Raw genomic sequence first — 15,746 nt, 5'->3', positions numbered from 1 at the left:
ACAAAAATCTGCCTATTTCGCAACTCTTAGACTAGCTTAAGCCAAAGGAATTCCAAAAACCGTTAAAGCTTCCAACTCCTCCTCGGTCAAACGTCGCCAAGCACCGACTTCTAAATCATTGGGCAGGCTTAAAGGCCCCATACTTAGGCGTTGTAACTCTGTCACTTCCTTACCACAAGCAGCTACCATACGCTTAACCTGATGAAATTTCCCTTCAGCAATGGTAATCTGAACTAGGCTAGTCCCAACAGCCCTATCTACTGATACAATCTCTAGTTTAGCTGGTTGGCAAGTATGGTCTTTGAGTTCAATTCCTTTTTCAAAAGCCAGGATATCCTCCTGATCCATGATTCCATCCACCTTAGCCTGATAAATCTTGTCCACGTGTTTCTTAGGCGACAACATGGCGTGAGCTAAATCGCCATTGTTAGTCAAAAGCAGGAGACCGTGAGTATCAATATCCAAACGACCAACAGGAAAGACCTGCTTATGTCGTGCTGTATCATCCAGTAAATCAAGTACTGTCTTGTGACGGGCATCCTCCGTCGCTGAAATAACACCCTGAGGCTTATTTAACAGATAGTAAACAAAGGTCTCGTGTGTTAATGCTTGACCTTGAAAAGCAATCTGGTCTTGATTCTCATCAATCTGAGTCTTAGGTGATGTCTCCACCTGACCATTTACGGTCACTTGCTTCTTTTTGAGAAAGGTCTTGACTTGACTGCGACTACCAACACCACAATCAACCAAAAACTTATCCAGACGCATCTATACTTCCTCCTTTATTGGAATCCAAACTTCCATTTCATAATCTTCAGCCTGACGATTCCCTGGTGGATAAACCTCTACAGTTGGCTGATCAATCATTTCAAAGTGTTTCTTAGCATAATGAAAACTCTCCCAAACAGCTGCTGTAGCAGGCCCTCTAAGTTTAAAAACCGCATAAGTAGCTGGTGCAAGAGCAATCATTTCCATACTATCATCCTCACCAGCCAAGGCCGTTACATAAGTCTTGCGACTGCCATCATTGATTCGAATACCATAGGTAGGAACAGCCAAATCATCTTGTTCTGCCAAAAAGGGTACCCAAAGAAAGTCTGTTGGCTTACCTAGTTCCTCGCCCTCAAAAGCCATCCCTGAAAAACTCAAAAATCCCTTTCGAACAACCTTCACATCATAACGAACAGTTACTAAATCCAGCTTTTGAATCACCTTCTTCAGTTTTTTCAGCTCAACTGGAACCTCGTCCGCTAGGACATAGGAAATTTTTTCCACAAATGCTTCTTTTTCAGCATTGCCAGAACCTATAGGAACCAAAACCCAATCTTCTGCTGTAACACTTTGGTCTTCACAAAGGTAGGTAAAGTGCTTTCCTCCTTCGTTAAAAGACACATCAGCTAAACGAAAAAGGGGCTCAGGCAAATCGACAACCACCATTTCAAGCCCCTTTGCTTGAAACAAGAGCTCTTGATCCCTTAAACGCACTTTCATAGCCAAGCTATCACTATCAATAGAAAAGCTGTTATCCAAGTCCATTACAGACTGAAAGAAGGCCTGGTGTAACCCTGAAAAAGTCCAGACAGCATGCCAACGACACATCATCTCATAATCATCAACGGTCACAAGAAGAGAGAGCTCCTGTTGGTCTGACGCATAAGAATAGGCTTGAACTTTCAATTGGTCTGGTGTCAGGTAGTCATTAACAAAGACCGCAAAGTCATCCATGGTTTGAAAATCTGACATAAACGCTCCTTTTCTATTCCTCGACCGAGCCTGTCACATACATGGTAAATGTAGCCCTTGTAAGGATTTTCTCTTCCTGATTAGTAATGACAACTTCCACCACCTTAGTCGTCTTACCATTATGAACACACAGACCTTCAATCTTGAGTTGGTCAGACAAATGCCCTGCCTTGAGATAATTGATATTAGACTGAAGCGTCACCGCATAGTCACCTGTTGAAATGGCTACGAGCCCTGCGACCTGATCACAAAGCGTAAACAAATAGCCCCCGTGAGCATTACCAAAGTAATTTAGGGACTTCTCAACAACCTTAGTTGTCACGACAACATGCCCAGCTTCAAATACTTCTTCTTGAAAATTTTCAAACACACGGATTTCATGTAGTTTGTCTTGCATAGCAAGCCCTCCTATTGCTGCTCATTCCACTCCCAATGAAATGGCACGTCTTTATCTATTAGTATAACACGAAGTTCATAAAGGATAATAAGCTTATTTTGCTAAGCTGATGTCAACCTGAATATCTTCACGAAAAAGCTTCTTCACTCGACAATAATTATCCACAAAAGTTAAGAGTTCTTGCTCATTTTCCAAAATCAGTTCCTCAGGTAACTGAATCTCAAGTGTGAAATGTCCTTCTTCATAGTTGGAATCAACCTGAATGGCAAGCTCCTCAATCCCCTGATACTTGGCAAAATAGCTCTGTAGACACATGGTCACGCAGGAAGCCAAGGCAATATTGACCAAGCTCATCGGTGTTTCCCCATCTTCCGTATAGCCAAAAAGTTCCACCGGTGCTCCATAGCCCTCTGAAAGCGAATGGAATCGTTTATCACCTTTAACTGTCGTTTGATACATGATGTCACCTCATTCTGTTTTCTATTATTATAACAAAGAGAGGCCTTACAACCTGACTGAACGATTTGAAATATCTATCAAACCTCCTAACAGCGTAAAGGAATCTACCTCTTATTTTCCAATAGATTAGCCTTGTACAACACTGATATTACCAAGGGATTACAGTTGCGTAAAAACAACTGGAAGCGCTTTTAAATCTTTCTTTTTTCATTTAAAATAAATTTACTAAGAAAAAAGGGAGACTATTATGGAAACATTTTCTAAATTAACTTTAGCCTCTGTCTCAGTTCTTGCCTTGTTGACCTTAGCAGCATGTGGCAACTCTAAAGACAAAACTGACTCATCATCTTCAACACCATCATCAAGCAAGGTAACCAAAGAATCTTCTTCAACGGATTCAAGCGCTTCAGTAAAAGTCAACAAAGACGGTTCAACTGAAGTGAGCGACGGAAACGGTAACTCAGCAAAAACAAACGGCAATAATACTGTCGAAGCCAACGATAGCGAAGGTAACAGTGCAACAGTTGGCCAAGATGGTTCAGTCGAAGTTAACAGCCAAGACGGTACCAATGTCAAAGTTGGTTCAGACGGAACTGTCTCAATTGGTAACTAATAAGATAAGATAGGCTAGCTAATCTGCTAGTCTATTTTTTAGGTTCAGATTGATGTAAACGCTTCCTGAAAGTGCTATAATAGGCGTGGAAATCCAAATTCAGGAGGTGAGACAATGAAAAATAAAATCATCTTGGGATGTTTGGCTGCAGCGACTTGTGAGATTCTCTTTGGGCTCAGTTTTATCTTTACCAAATCTATCACGGCACAGGTCAGTGACCTGGCTTTAATCTCTTGGCGCTTTGTTACAGCCTTCCTTTTCATCAACCTCTATTTTCTCATCAGTCGACGTCGGATAAACATTAACGGTAGAAATCTTAAACCCCTGACACGTATTGCCATCCTCAATCCGATAATCTATTTTATCTGTGAAACCATTGGCATTCGAATGACGACGGCTTCTGAAAGTGGAGCCTTTCTGGCCTGCATCCCAGTCGTTGCCCTTATCATGTCTAGCCTTATTTTAAAAGAATGGCCTAGCCGTTGGCAGGTGGTCGGTGTCATCACAACCCTAATCGGTATTATCATAGCTGTCTTTGCTGCTGGCGGTTCTACCCACTTCTCCCTTGTGGGCTATTTGATTCTAGGTCTAGCAGTCGTCTCCTACGCCCTCTATTGCGTTGATGTCGAAAGAGCCAGTCAATTTAGTAGCCTTGAGATTACCTATTTTATGCTTGCCAGTGGTTGCCTGACATTTGGACTCTTTGCACTCAGCCAAGGCTTTCTAGCAGGCGATTTGAAAGAGCTCTTGCTCCTCCCTGTGAGCAATCCAAAATTCACTATCACTATCCTTTATCAAGGCTTGGGATGCAGTGTTCTGGGCTATCTGCTTTCAAATTTTGCCATCGCAAAGATCGGAGTTAACCGAACAGCATCCTTTATTGGAATTTCGACCATTATCTCAATTCTAGCTGCTGTTGTCGTCTTAGGAGAACCCTTCTCGCAGCTACAAATTTTTGCAGGCATTTTAGTCGTCCTGGGCGTCTATGTAGCCAATAAAACCTAAAACTCTCGGGAATTAATCTTCCGAGAGTTTTTTAGTCTTAATCAAGCTCTGTTTGAATCAACACGACGAGTTCTTCCTCATTAGGAATACTGCTAACCGCAGTCGGCTCAGGTAAAGGCTTATCTTCATACCCTTTAATAATATGTGATAAAAACACAGATGCTTTCGTCATGGCAAGAGGCAAAGAATCTGCCCTAATGCTACGACCAAAGTCAGGAAAACTAATTTGATAACCTTCCTCAATCGTGTGAAAAATCGCTGGATATTCGTATAACATGTCTCTTCCCCCATTTCAATACTAGACCCCTCTATGATAGGATGAGTTTAAGGATAAGTCAACCAAAAATCGTTACAAAGAGAGAGTGAAACCATTCGAAACAAGGCAGCAAAGTTAAAATAAGGCTGAGTCCGTATTCAACTTGAGAAAGTGGCACCGAATCGGTGCTTTTTGGGTATACAAATAGTCCTTTGGATGATTCCAAAGGACTATTTATATATCTACTATTTCTTAACCTCATCCAAAATCTCGATTACCTTATACAAGTCTGGTTCTGTGATTTGGTAGGGAGCTTGTTCACGAACAATTGGTTTGGCACAAAAGGCGATGCCGATACCAGCTGTCTTAATCATAGGTAAATCATTGGCACCGTCACCCATTGCAATGGTTTGCGAGAGTTCGAGACCATTTTCTGCTGCCCAATCTTTGAGTTTGGCTACCTTGACATCTTTGGTAACAATCTCACCATAAACCTTACCAGTTAAGACACCATCAACCACCTCTAGGTGATTAGCCTTGACATAATCAATTCCTGCTTCAGCTGCTAGTCTATCCACAGTCTCATGGAAGCCTCCAGAAACCAAGCCTACCTTAAAGCCACGGGCGTGAAGTTTATCCACAAGTTTCTTGGCTCCTTTGTTGAAATGAATACGAGCATAGACCTTATCAAATATACTCTCTGGCAATCCCTTGAGGGTCGCTACACGCTCATTTAAGGCCTGTCTAAAATCCAATTCTCCACGCATGGCACGCTCTGTGATTTCAGCAACTTCTTGACCAACGCCTGCTTCTTCACCCAATAAATCGATAACTTCTTCTTGGACTAGCGTTGAATCTACGTCCATAACTAATAAACCTTTAACTTCTGACATAATTACCTCGATTCTTTGATGCCTATCTAAGCCTTCACTAGATTTAATTTTAATATGAAATGAAAAACGGACCTTACAAAAAATTCTGGACCCTAGTCCAGAATCTTTCTCTTACATACGAATTTGTTCGCGTGTCTTCTCGTAAGATGATACAAAACGATCTGTCACACCTGGTTCAACTGTTTCCAAGGCATAAGAGATTTCTTCCAAAGATGCATCATAATCATGATCAACTTCAAACAATTTAAGTGCATGCTCAAAGCTACTTTGAACAGCAGGTTCGAACGAACGGTAGCGATTTGAGTATTGCAAGAGTTGCTCAGTCAAGGTTGCATTTTGAACCACCAAGTAGGCAGTTTCTTCCAAATGATCAATGGCATTTTTAGATGTTTCTGTCAAACGCATGACCGCATCGATATTGATACGTCCACGGCTGAGTTCATCCATAAGGGCCTCAATTTGAGCACTTGTTGAGAAGAAGACACTCAAGAAGGATTGAGGAATACCTGGCAGGTTACGTTTTTCCATGTAACGCTTGATAACATGCAATTTATTAACATAAATATCAAGCTCTTCACGTGCCTTAGCTTCGTTTTTCTCAATAGCCTGAAGATTTTCAAAGACCTCAACCTGACCATTTTCAACAGCAGACAAGGTATTGAGACTCTTTTCAAAGATCTTTTCAAGTTCTGAGAAAGGCTTCACCTGAGCTTCAAAGTTTTCAAGGGTTGGAAGCACAGCTGTCTCCACACCTGAGATATCAGATGCAAAGCTACGAACATCTGCCGCATAAGTTTCATCGAAGATATAAGTCAACATGAGACGCTCAAGCTCTTCTTGAAGTTTTTTGTTGTTTTCTTTAGCGTGTTTAAGATAGTCTGGCAAGATTTTCTTATGACGCATAACAACCTTGTATGAGGCAATTTCACGTTCGAAAATACTATACAAGTTGTTGATTTTATCTTGAATCTCAACGTTTTCTTCTTCCGCACGGTCCAAATCAAGAGAAACCAATTCACTTGAGTTAGAACGGATAGCTTCACGAATTTCTTGGAAGCGACGTTCGATATTTTTTTCAGGGAAGTGATAATTTTGCTCAATCAACTTGCGATAGCCAGATTCCAAATCATCTAACTGATCTGGGAAATCATCCTCCAACTTAGCTACAATCGCAGGAATCTTCTCTGAAATTTGACCCAATGCAATAGTGTGTTCTTCTGCACGATCCAAAATACTTGATGCCTCAATAGGGTCACCTGATGAGTTAAGCGTCACGAATTCTGCAAACTCAGCTTCAATGTTTTTAAGCTGTTTATTGATTTCGGTCATGGTAGAACCGAAATTATCAGAGTTTTCCTCGATTGAGTTTTGCAACTCTTCGTACAAGTCTAATGCATGCTTAACGCGAGCACTGTTCTTTTCTTCTTGTTCTTTCAAGGTTGAGAGCGCTTCGCGAATAGACTTGATGTCTTCTTCCACAAGATCCAACTGACTCTCAATGTTATTGATTTCACCACTAGCCTTGAAGAAATGGAAAGTATCATTCATATTTTCAGCTTCGAAAATATGATTCTCAATATCTGTAAATGAGTTTGTTGAGATATCTACCCATTTCTGATTCCATTCACGGAAGGTTGTTTGACTTTGTCCAATCAAGTGAAGCTTTTTGACTTCTTCAATTTCTTCATTAACTGGCAAGTCAAACAAGCTTTGCTTGCGCTCTTCAAGCTCTGCAATCCGCGAATCATTTCGTTTTCTAATAAGAATACCGATTAAGTAAGCGATAATTACGAGTATAACTACCACTACAATCAGTAAAACAATTCCGCTAGACATAGTTTCTCCTTAATCGTCTATTATGTTCATAAATGTAGAATAACATTACGATTATATCATAGTTATCCTAGCATTGCATCCTTTTTTAAAAGAATATTAGATATCTAGAGTACTGTAAACGGCATTTTCTTCGATAAATTCGCGGCGAGGTTCAACCTTGTCTCCCATCAGCATATCGAAAATCTTATCTGCCTCCGCAGCATCGTCCACAGAAACACGTGCCATCAAACGATTTTCAGGGTCCATGGTAGTTTCCCAAAGTTGGTGGTCATCCATTTCACCCAAACCTTTATAACGTTGTACCGTAGGTTTTGAACGTCCCACACTATACTTTTCAAGTGCAGCACGCAATTTGTCTTCTTGATCTGCACCAGGTTGGATATATTCTTTAATCTCAGAACCAACCTTAACCCCATAAATTGGTGGTTGTGCAATGTAGACATAACCTGATTCCAAGACTGGACGCATAAAGCGGTAAATCAAAGTCAGAAGCAGGGTACGGATGTGAGCCCCATCGACATCGGCATCGGTCATAATTACCAACTTGTGATAACGTGCCTTGCTGACATCAAATTCAGCTCCAAAACCTGTTCCCATAGCTGTGAAGAGAGAACGAATTTCTTCATTGGCTAGAATCTTATCCATGCTAGCCTTTTCGACGTTCAAAATCTTACCTCGAATTGGCAGAATAGCTTGAAATTCACGGTTACGACCTGATTTAGCAGAACCACCGGCTGAGTCCCCTTCGACAATGAAAAGTTCATTCATTTCAGCATTATTCGATGAACAGTCTGCCAACTTCCCTGGAAGGTTAGAAATTTCAAGACCTGACTTCTTACGTGTCACTTCACGGGCACGCTTAGCAGCGATACGGGCCTTAGAAGCCAAAATCCCTTTTTCAACAATCTTCTTAGCGATAGCAGGATTTTCCAAGAGGAAGCGACTCAAAGCTTCACTGAAGAGACGATTGGTAATCTTAACTACTTCAGAATTTCCAAGCTTGGTCTTGGTTTGACCTTCAAACTGTGGGTTTGGATGTTTAACAGAGATGATAGCAGTCAAACCTTCACGAACATCATCCCCTGTCAAATTATCATCTTTTTCTTTGAGAATCTTATTCTGACGCGCATAGTCATTAATGACACGCGTTAAGGCTGTACGGAAACCTTGTTCGTGGGTACCACCTTCATGGGTATGAATGTTGTTGGCAAAACTCATCACCGTTTCATGATAGCCAGTCGTGTATTGCATAGCAACTTCAACCGAAATACCATCCATCTCACCATCAGTGTAGATAGGTTCATCAAAGATAACATCCTTGTTTTCATTGATGTATTTCACATAAGACGTGATACCACCTTCGTAGTGATAATGTTTCTCTTGTTCGAGACCTTCACGCTTATCTGTGATAGAGATACGAAGCCCCTTGTTCAAAAAGGCTAGCTCTTGGATACGTTTAGCCAATTTTCCAAAATCAAACTCGGTAGTTTCTTGGAAAATCTCTGGGTCTGGCGTAAAGTGAACAGTCGTACCATGTTTCTCTGTTTCACCAATTACTGCTAAATCTGCTACCACGACCCCACGCTTATACTCTTGGAAGTGGATATAGCCATTTTTATAAACCTTAACATCAAGTTGTGTTGAGAGGGCATTAACAACCGAAGAACCAACCCCGTGCAATCCACCAGAGACCTTATAACCGCCTCCGCCAAATTTACCACCAGCGTGAAGTACTGTAAAGACAGTTTCAACTGCAGGACGGCCAGTTTTTTCTTGGATATCGACTGGAATACCACGACCATCATCGACAACCGTGATAGAATTGTCCGGCTCAATAAAGACCTGAATATGAGTGGCGAAACCAGCCAAGGCCTCATCGATTGAGTTATCGACAATCTCCCATACCAAATGATGCAACCCTTCTTTTGAGGTTGATCCAATATACATACCTGGGCGCATACGTACCGCTTCAAGCCCCTCTAAGACCTGAATCTGGCTGGCATCATATTCTTGCGCTTTTTCTTCAAGATTTTTTAATTCATCAGTCATTTATGTCACAATCTCCAATAATGATTTATGGCCATCAACAAGCAAGGTATCCAGACCTGCTGCTTTTCCTGCCTCTATATCTATCTGGCGGTCACCAATGACCAAGCCGTGTTTAATATCGTATTTTTTAATTAAATAAAGGAAACCATCTGGACTCGGCTTTCTAGCAAAGCCATTTTCAGAAGTTACAACCTCTGTAAAATAAGAGGCAATTTCTGCTTTGTCAAGGATTTCTAGCACCAAGTGATTACGGTGGCTAACCAAAAAATTACGCCCACCCTCAGCCACAATCTTAGCTAGGACAGCCTTAGCACCTTCAAAAAGAACAGGTTTCTGTAAATGCTTGGCTTCCTCCTGCTTATATAGGGTTCGAAAATCAGCTATATCAGGCGCAAACATAGCAATGGCAGTACTCGTTGATACCTTAAGGGCATCATAGACTGCTTGAGGTTCTGCTGTACGCTCAAATTGTTCTAAAGTTGCTAGAAAGGCTTGGGTTGATACCTGGTAATTATCCAACAAGGTACCACCCAAATCCCAGATATAATCTCCATAATTCATAACCTTAATTATAACATAAAAGGTCAGATTTTGCTTGTTTTTCACAGCTAAAAAGGCTTGGAAAACCTATCCAAACCTTAATTTTTTATTTCAGAATCAAACTTGCCACAATAGGACTAATAAAGACATATAGAATACCTGTTACAGCGATTGAAAGACCACCCATGGCACCTGCAACCTGACCATATCTGAAGGCAGTTCCTGTACCTACAGCGTGTCCGGTCCCTCCTAGTGAAAGTCCGATAGCAACTGGGTCTTTAATACCAATCATTTTTAAAAAGACTGGACCCAAGACTGAGGTTAAAATTCCCGTAATAACAACGACGACCAAGGTTACTGTCGTAATCCCCTGCATTTTTTCCGAAATCCCTACAGCCATGGCAGTTGTTACAGACTTAGGAAAGAGAGAGATGGCTAAGAAATAATCCATCCCAAAAAGCTTAGCAATCAAGGCCGTATAACTCGTATTTAAAACACAGGCAACCGTTGATCCAATTAAAATACTCTTATAGTGATGGCGCATGAGGTGCAGATTCTTGTAAAAAGGAACTGCTAGAGCGACCGTTGAAGGAATAATCAAACTATTAAGATAAGAGCCACCTACATAGTAATCCTTGTAGGAAATACCTGTATAATGCAAAATGACGATAATCAAGGCAGTCGATACAAGGAGAGGCGTTGTCAAGGGATTAGGAAAACGGCGATAAATCAAAAGCCCTATTGTGTAAGCTAGTACAGAAAGTGTTAGCCCAAACAAGGGTGTATTAAAAAAATTAGCCACGTTTAACCTCCTCGTAATCACCTTCAAAATGTTTTTTGATGAAACCGACAACTACTGCAATCACTACAATATTAAGAACCAAGGCTCCCATAATAATCAAAATAATAGGGACAATATTCGCTGAAATAGCATTCCATCGTTCCATAATACCGACACCTGCTGGCAAAAATAGAATAGTCATATTGGCAATTAAAAACTCTGCTACTGCATGAATATGACGTAGACGAATCCACTTAAGCTGAAGAGCAATAAGAAGCAAGAATAGGCCAATAATGCTTCCAGGAATAGGTAATTTGAAGAATGTTGAAATAGCTTCACCAATAACGGCAAACAAACAAATCAACATGAATTGAACGTAGTATTTCACGACTTGCCTCCTAGGTTTAATCACCTATTAGTCTACTCCTTTTTTCTTGAATTTCAAGAGTTTTCAGTAAATTCTTTTGAAAAATTAAGAGCCCTATACTAACCTTTTTGAATATGAAAAAACAAGCTCAACACTGAAAGTTGGGCTTGTAAAAAATAGTCAAATATTTATCTTAATCACAATTTCATTTTACAGCCAAAAAAATTCTATTTTTTCAAAATAAGAGACTATTCAAAGAAGTTGTCATAAAAAATTCTTATGTCACCACATACATAGGGGCGGATAAGGTTTCACGATTATCAAAATATAAATTTGAATCATTTAAACAATCAGACTGACAACCATACCTATCATATTCATTGGTTTGTTCAAACTATAACTCTATTTTTCAACATCTGAGAAAGAAACTACAATGTTGTACTTCTCAGGTCGGTTAGAACTTACAGAATATTTTAGATAGTAATTGTATTGAGAACAAACTTATTCGCCACACTTATTCTGAATAATCTCCGCTTAGGTATTCTTTGTTTGTCTCTTCCCCACCATGTCCAAGTCCTCTTTAATAATTCGAAAGTCTGCAAGAAACAAATATATTTCCATATCTATGAAAGTTTTTGGTGCAATTAATCTAAGAATTTCTATGATTTTTTCACTTCTAGAGTACTCTAGTTTTACGAAGTATTCAATCTAGTTAAGTAGTTATAAATAAAAATATCAAACTTACTATAGCTTAGTTTAACCATTGTGTATTATGTTTTATTCCGACTTTTCTACTACTCATCTCTTATAGGTATCTTACGAATATAAAATTATCGTTACTGATTTCGTCATATCATAAAAAGAAAGCTGAAGGGGGAAAATTATTTTAGGAATTTGAAAATAATTATTTGTTCTTTGCCACCCATCCAATAGCATCTGATGGGGGATTATCAATATCAATCCAGATAAACTCTATACCAATTTCACCATTTTTGAATTTGCTGAGACGAATACCGTTGATTTCCAATTCATCTAAACGTTGTGCCGTTAGGATTTCCCGCTCAGCAAGTTGGAAAACTCCTCTCAAAATCCAATTACCAAGAATATCCTGTTTATCTATAGACTGGATTGCTTTCCCAGATTCTTGGTTAATATAGGCATCAATAATATCTCCAGATGGTAAAAATTTCAACTTAAACGTTCGATTTTCTTTTGAAAGAGCGAGCTTCTTTGTTCCAGGTTTAAACGTACCAATATTTTTTCCAAAAAAATCTGGTCGCTCGGTATAAAAATGATTTGATTCTGGAATTGGGATGTAAACCTCGCTCACAGGTCGGTAAACCAACTTTTCAATACTCTTTTTTAAATTTCGATTATTCTTTAAGTGAGCAAAATCTACTAACTTCTCACGAATAATCTTCATTTGATTTTTTTCTTCCTTAGTCTTCCAACTTTTTAATAGAATCTCCTCTAATGAATGTATAGCAAAAGCCATCTCCTCTGAGGATAACTCGTTTTTAAAGCGATGCTGAAATTTTATAATACGTGGTAAACGGTCTTTCTTAGCTAACTTGGATCCGCCATTAAATCCATTAAAACCAGAATTTTCTTCTACATTACCATTTTTATCTGTGATTACCCAAGAGACAGTTTCTAAAATATCAGAATCTTTCTTATCTGCTGTCAATAAATGAAGATTCTCAAAAAGATAAAAGGGGTCTTCGACATACTGTACATCCCAAGTATCGACAATAATCTCCTTATTATTAAAAGTCATATGTAGCTGACTATCTGCAGCAGTGTATTTGTAATCATGATGACCATCGGTAAACCTAAAATTCGTTGGATTTTTTAGATTGGTCGACCCTTTAATTTGTAAATTGTCCAAATCAACTGGTAAATAAGATGTCTCGCCCACATGAATTTGAGGGACTCTACCTTTTGGTGTCGGCATTAATACATGATACACAGCCTCCACATGGGTTGAATCTGACTTAAAACCCTTAATCAATGCTTTGGAAGATTCAATTCGTTGATTCCGTAAAGTTGCAATTTTTCGAGCTAATTTTTCATATCGCCCATAATTTTCCCTATCTGCACTTTCTTTATCAGGAGAAATCTCAGCATAAAAAGTAATTTCACTTAGTAATTCATTCCAAGACTGTGAGTCTTTCTTAAACTGAGCAATCTTTTGGTCGCCTGAATTAAGACCAAATGATTTGATACCAACAAGATATTTGTGGTTCTCATCAACGACAACCGAAGCATCATAGGAGGTATTTGCAATATCCTCTGCGCTATTCTTTTCATCTACTTCTGCTTTTTGTGAAAAGGCCTCACTCAGACTAGCAAAATTGGTAATGAGAGTCTTGTATTTTTCTTTTTGTTCTTGTTTTAGGTGTTCCCACATCAATTGATCCTCACTTCTTGCTTAAGTATATCAAAAGAAGACTAGATTTTCACTAGTCCTCTTACTTATATAATTCGTTAAATAATGCTGTAAAACGCTAAATTGCTACGATTTTCGGATAACCTAACATAATTTTAGCTGGAAAAAACAAAACGTATAGATTCATTATCTATTTATGGACAGCATATAGAACTCTTTACTTTTTTTATTACGAATCAACGATTCATACTGTTTATCAGTAATAACTTCAAGATTGCCATCATATTCTTCATAAATTTTTTTGTATGCATCGGCTTCATTATTTACAAAATCTTTAACATACGACTCGCCTTCAAATTGTCCATTCATCTTGATATAGATAATTGCGATATTTCCTGAGCGATCATGTTGAGTTTTACCTATACCCTTGTTTAAAGCCTTAGCAACATTCTCCGCAATGCGTTTAATTACAGGAACAACGACACTGTTTCCTGCTTGTTTATACAGCTGACCGTTAGAAACCCCCTCTGGGAGTCTAAAGGATTTTGGATACCCTTGAACATTAAAGGTTTCTTTCGGAGTCAACTTACGAATCTCACCACTGTCTGTCAAGATCAATGGAACGTTATGTCCGCCTGTTCCCATATTTGCTGTCAGAGTAGGGACTACACCATTCTTATTTTCACGAACGTATTGGCGACGCCATTGGTATACCGTATCCTGACTAGTCACACACTCTTTTAATTCATCATAAAATCTTTGCTTACCTTCTCTGTAATAGAATGCTTCGCCAGGTGTCGCACCAAAATCAATCACATCACTCAAAGAAGTTGTCAAATTGACTTCTTCAGGAAATTCAAAAACATCGTAGGCTTCTTTAGTATCGAAACCAACAATATAGATACGCTCACGGTTTTGTGGGATATTCCCATAGTCTTTCCCATTGAGAACCTTCCACTTGATGAAGTAGTTGTTCTCAGTCAAAGCTTCACGAATGACCTTAAAAGTATTCCCATGGTCATGACCAACCATGTTCTTTACATTTTCGATGAAAATAGCACGAGGTTTTCGTCCCTCAATCATCCGAAGCAATTCGAAGAAAAGATCACCACGATCATCATCAAAACCCTTGCGGTAACCCGCAATACTAAAAGCTTGACAAGGGAAGCCTCCCATAATCACATCCACACGTTCAGCCGGAATGTCTTTCGGTTGCACCGCATGAATATCCCGACTATCCAAATGCGTGTTCGGATAATTCAAACGATAAGTCTGACGCGCATACTTATCAAATTCATTGGCATACACCACTCTGAACTCGTTGGTCTGTTCAAATCCCAACTCAATTCCCCCAACACCAGAGAAGAAAGCTGCAATGTTGTACTTCTCTGGTCGGTTCGAACTTACAGAATTTGTCATGTTTGCTCCTTTACTAATTATCTAATTCTTGCTTTCCACTTACGCGCTCTTGATTTTTGTTTTATTTTTTGATCTAAAAGTTCATCAAAGATACTCCAGTATTCAAGATATTTTTTCATTTCATTTGTTGAAACTTTTTCCTTGCTTTGCTCTACAACTTCTATAGGAATTAGATATACCAAGCCATTTTTCTTATTAACTGCTACATAGATATCACAATCTTCTTTTGTAATACGTCTACCTTTGTTTCTCTCATGAGTATAATCAATTCCTTGTCCACCTCTTGCGCGATCTTTAAAATAAATTGTATTACCACTAATCCCTTTTACTTGGACTCTAAATGTTTTTCCCTTATATCCAACAATTGCATCATATCTAGAAGTTCTAACATCAACATTTGAACTATCAAAACCTGCTAATATAGCCCTAGCAATAAACAAAAATTGAGCAGAATCTCCTGCATTGGATGTCATTATACCGGTATCTACAGAACTAAGATTAGTACTAAAACCATCAGATAGTATTAACGGGAATAGAGATCTAATTGATTTCGAGAGACGTTTTATCAAAATTTTTGTTTCTTTTTCATCTAATGGAAAATCAAGTTCAGTTAATAGCGATTTTGACATGATTTCGGACAATAAGTCATAAGAACTTTCTTTACACTTCTCTTCAATTATATTCAACATTTTAGATTCAAGATAATCTCCAACATGTTTCTTATACAACACTTTGTTTATTGCAATTTCGGAAATTCGAGTTTTTATAAAATTCTCGTTTTTAAAATCTTCCCAGAGTTGTTCTTTTTCAAAATTTGTCAAAGCATCAAATTTCTTTTTAAGATGTCGAATAATTTCATCTTTATTCTTAAAACTAGAAATTTTGCTATTAATAAGCACAATGTCTTTACGGATTTTTTCTTCTAGGCCCATTTTATTATGCTCCATATATTCAACTATTGCATCAGGAAATAATTAATATCATTATCAAATTTATTTA

16 protein-coding genes are annotated in these 15,746 nt (G+C 38.7%); 2 read left to right on the top strand and 14 right to left on the bottom strand.

The window, feature by feature from the left end; translation table 11 throughout:
- Positions 1 to 36: 36 nt before the first annotated feature.
- The 4 genes from NST80_RS02615 to NST80_RS02600 form a co-directional block, all read right to left on the bottom strand.
- Positions 37 to 768, bottom strand: a complete 732-nt coding sequence (locus NST80_RS02615; RefSeq protein WP_045768496.1) for a pseudouridine synthase — start codon at positions 766 to 768, stop codon at positions 37 to 39.
- On the bottom strand, positions 769 to 1,743 hold the full coding sequence (locus tag NST80_RS02610) for an effector binding domain-containing protein (protein ID WP_045768495.1): 975 nt from the start codon (positions 1,741 to 1,743) through the stop codon (positions 769 to 771).
- Between the two features lie 13 nt (positions 1,744 to 1,756).
- Positions 1,757 to 2,140, bottom strand: a complete 384-nt coding sequence (locus NST80_RS02605; RefSeq protein WP_045768494.1) for a PaaI family thioesterase — start codon at positions 2,138 to 2,140, stop codon at positions 1,757 to 1,759.
- Positions 2,141 to 2,233: 93 nt separating this feature from the next.
- A complete protein-coding gene (locus tag NST80_RS02600) occupies positions 2,234 to 2,599 on the bottom strand; it encodes an OsmC family protein (RefSeq protein WP_045768493.1) in 366 nt (121 codons plus the stop codon).
- Positions 2,600 to 2,846: 247 nt separating this feature from the next.
- On the opposite strand from NST80_RS02600, the gene NST80_RS02595 reads away from it, so the two are divergent.
- Both NST80_RS02595 and NST80_RS02590 read left to right on the top strand, forming a co-directional pair.
- Complete coding sequence (locus tag NST80_RS02595) at positions 2,847 to 3,212, top strand: histidine kinase (RefSeq protein ID WP_073686925.1); 366 nt, start codon at positions 2,847 to 2,849, stop codon at positions 3,210 to 3,212.
- A 114-nt stretch (positions 3,213 to 3,326) separates the two neighbouring features.
- Positions 3,327 to 4,217: a DMT family transporter gene (locus tag NST80_RS02590; protein WP_183138120.1), complete on the top strand. Its 891-nt coding sequence runs from the start codon at positions 3,327 to 3,329 to the stop codon at positions 4,215 to 4,217.
- A gap of 37 nt (positions 4,218 to 4,254) precedes the next feature.
- On the opposite strand, the gene NST80_RS02585 is transcribed toward NST80_RS02590, so the two are convergent.
- The 10 genes from NST80_RS02585 to NST80_RS02540 all read right to left on the bottom strand — a co-directional run bounded on the left by NST80_RS02585 (position 4,255) and on the right by NST80_RS02540 (position 15,694).
- A complete protein-coding gene (locus tag NST80_RS02585; RefSeq protein ID WP_013990186.1) occupies positions 4,255 to 4,494 on the bottom strand; it encodes a hypothetical protein in 240 nt (79 codons plus the stop codon).
- 224 nt (positions 4,495 to 4,718) lie between these two features.
- Entirely contained in the window at positions 4,719 to 5,366 is a 648-nt protein-coding gene (serB, locus tag NST80_RS02580) for a phosphoserine phosphatase SerB (protein WP_049528266.1), read from the bottom strand.
- 111 nt (positions 5,367 to 5,477) lie between these two features.
- Entirely contained in the window at positions 5,478 to 7,202 is a 1,725-nt protein-coding gene (gene ezrA / locus NST80_RS02575; protein ID WP_002886788.1) for a septation ring formation regulator EzrA, read from the bottom strand.
- 96 nt (positions 7,203 to 7,298) lie between these two features.
- Complete coding sequence (gene gyrB, locus NST80_RS02570; protein ID WP_014632780.1) at positions 7,299 to 9,251, bottom strand: DNA topoisomerase (ATP-hydrolyzing) subunit B; 1,953 nt, start codon at positions 9,249 to 9,251, stop codon at positions 7,299 to 7,301.
- Positions 9,252 to 9,812: an HAD-IA family hydrolase gene (locus NST80_RS02565; RefSeq protein WP_045001551.1), complete on the bottom strand. Its 561-nt coding sequence runs from the start codon at positions 9,810 to 9,812 to the stop codon at positions 9,252 to 9,254.
- Positions 9,813 to 9,897: 85 nt separating this feature from the next.
- Positions 9,898 to 10,593 (bottom strand): LrgB family protein, encoded by a 696-nt coding sequence (locus NST80_RS02560; protein ID WP_002884772.1) that lies wholly within the window; start codon positions 10,591 to 10,593, stop codon positions 9,898 to 9,900.
- Positions 10,586 to 10,960, bottom strand: coding sequence for a CidA/LrgA family protein (locus tag NST80_RS02555; RefSeq protein ID WP_002884266.1), 375 nt, complete (start codon positions 10,958 to 10,960; stop codon positions 10,586 to 10,588). Before NST80_RS02555 ends, NST80_RS02560 begins: the two co-directional genes overlap by 8 nt.
- Positions 10,961 to 11,843: 883 nt before the next feature.
- Positions 11,844 to 13,349, bottom strand: coding sequence for a hypothetical protein (locus tag NST80_RS02550; protein ID WP_183138301.1), 1,506 nt, complete (start codon positions 13,347 to 13,349; stop codon positions 11,844 to 11,846).
- A gap of 165 nt (positions 13,350 to 13,514) precedes the next feature.
- The gene (locus NST80_RS02545; RefSeq protein ID WP_045001549.1) at positions 13,515 to 14,747 is read right to left on the bottom strand and encodes a DNA cytosine methyltransferase; all 1,233 of its coding nucleotides are present in this window, start codon (positions 14,745 to 14,747) and stop codon (positions 13,515 to 13,517) included.
- Between the two features lie 17 nt (positions 14,748 to 14,764).
- On the bottom strand, positions 14,765 to 15,694 hold the full coding sequence (locus NST80_RS02540; protein WP_014632774.1) for a group I intron-associated PD-(D/E)XK endonuclease: 930 nt from the start codon (positions 15,692 to 15,694) through the stop codon (positions 14,765 to 14,767).
- Positions 15,695 to 15,746 lie beyond the last annotated feature (52 nt).

The organism is Streptococcus sp. FSL K6-1323, from assembly GCF_038630745.1.
Classification (GTDB): domain Bacteria; phylum Bacillota; class Bacilli; order Lactobacillales; family Streptococcaceae; genus Streptococcus; species Streptococcus salivarius_D.
This window is presented reverse-complemented; position numbering and strand designations above follow the sequence as displayed.

Bases quoted from the DNA above. Each gene is read 5' to 3' on its own strand.
- ezrA (WP_002886788.1), bottom strand. From the start codon at position 7,202: ATGTCTAGCGGAATTGTTTTACTGATTGTAGTGGTAGTTATACTCGTA.
- NST80_RS02550 (WP_183138301.1), bottom strand. From the start codon at position 13,349: ATGTGGGAACACCTAAAACAAGAACAAAAAGAAAAATACAAGACTCTC.
- NST80_RS02605 (WP_045768494.1), bottom strand. From the start codon at position 2,140: ATGCAAGACAAACTACATGAAATCCGTGTGTTTGAAAATTTTCAAGAA.
- NST80_RS02615 (WP_045768496.1), bottom strand. From the start codon at position 768: ATGCGTCTGGATAAGTTTTTGGTTGATTGTGGTGTTGGTAGTCGCAGT.
- NST80_RS02565 (WP_045001551.1), bottom strand. From the start codon at position 9,812: ATGAATTATGGAGATTATATCTGGGATTTGGGTGGTACCTTGTTGGAT.
- NST80_RS02595 (WP_073686925.1), top strand. From the start codon at position 2,847: ATGGAAACATTTTCTAAATTAACTTTAGCCTCTGTCTCAGTTCTTGCC.
- serB (WP_049528266.1), bottom strand. From the start codon at position 5,366: ATGTCAGAAGTTAAAGGTTTATTAGTTATGGACGTAGATTCAACGCTA.
- NST80_RS02545 (WP_045001549.1), bottom strand. From the start codon at position 14,747: ATGACAAATTCTGTAAGTTCGAACCGACCAGAGAAGTACAACATTGCA.
- NST80_RS02600 (WP_045768493.1), bottom strand. From the start codon at position 2,599: ATGTATCAAACGACAGTTAAAGGTGATAAACGATTCCATTCGCTTTCA.
- NST80_RS02540 (WP_014632774.1), bottom strand. From the start codon at position 15,694: ATGGAGCATAATAAAATGGGCCTAGAAGAAAAAATCCGTAAAGACATT.
- NST80_RS02585 (WP_013990186.1), bottom strand. From the start codon at position 4,494: ATGTTATACGAATATCCAGCGATTTTTCACACGATTGAGGAAGGTTAT.
- NST80_RS02610 (WP_045768495.1), bottom strand. From the start codon at position 1,743: ATGTCAGATTTTCAAACCATGGATGACTTTGCGGTCTTTGTTAATGAC.
- NST80_RS02590 (WP_183138120.1), top strand. From the start codon at position 3,327: ATGAAAAATAAAATCATCTTGGGATGTTTGGCTGCAGCGACTTGTGAG.
- gyrB (WP_014632780.1), bottom strand. From the start codon at position 9,251: ATGACTGATGAATTAAAAAATCTTGAAGAAAAAGCGCAAGAATATGAT.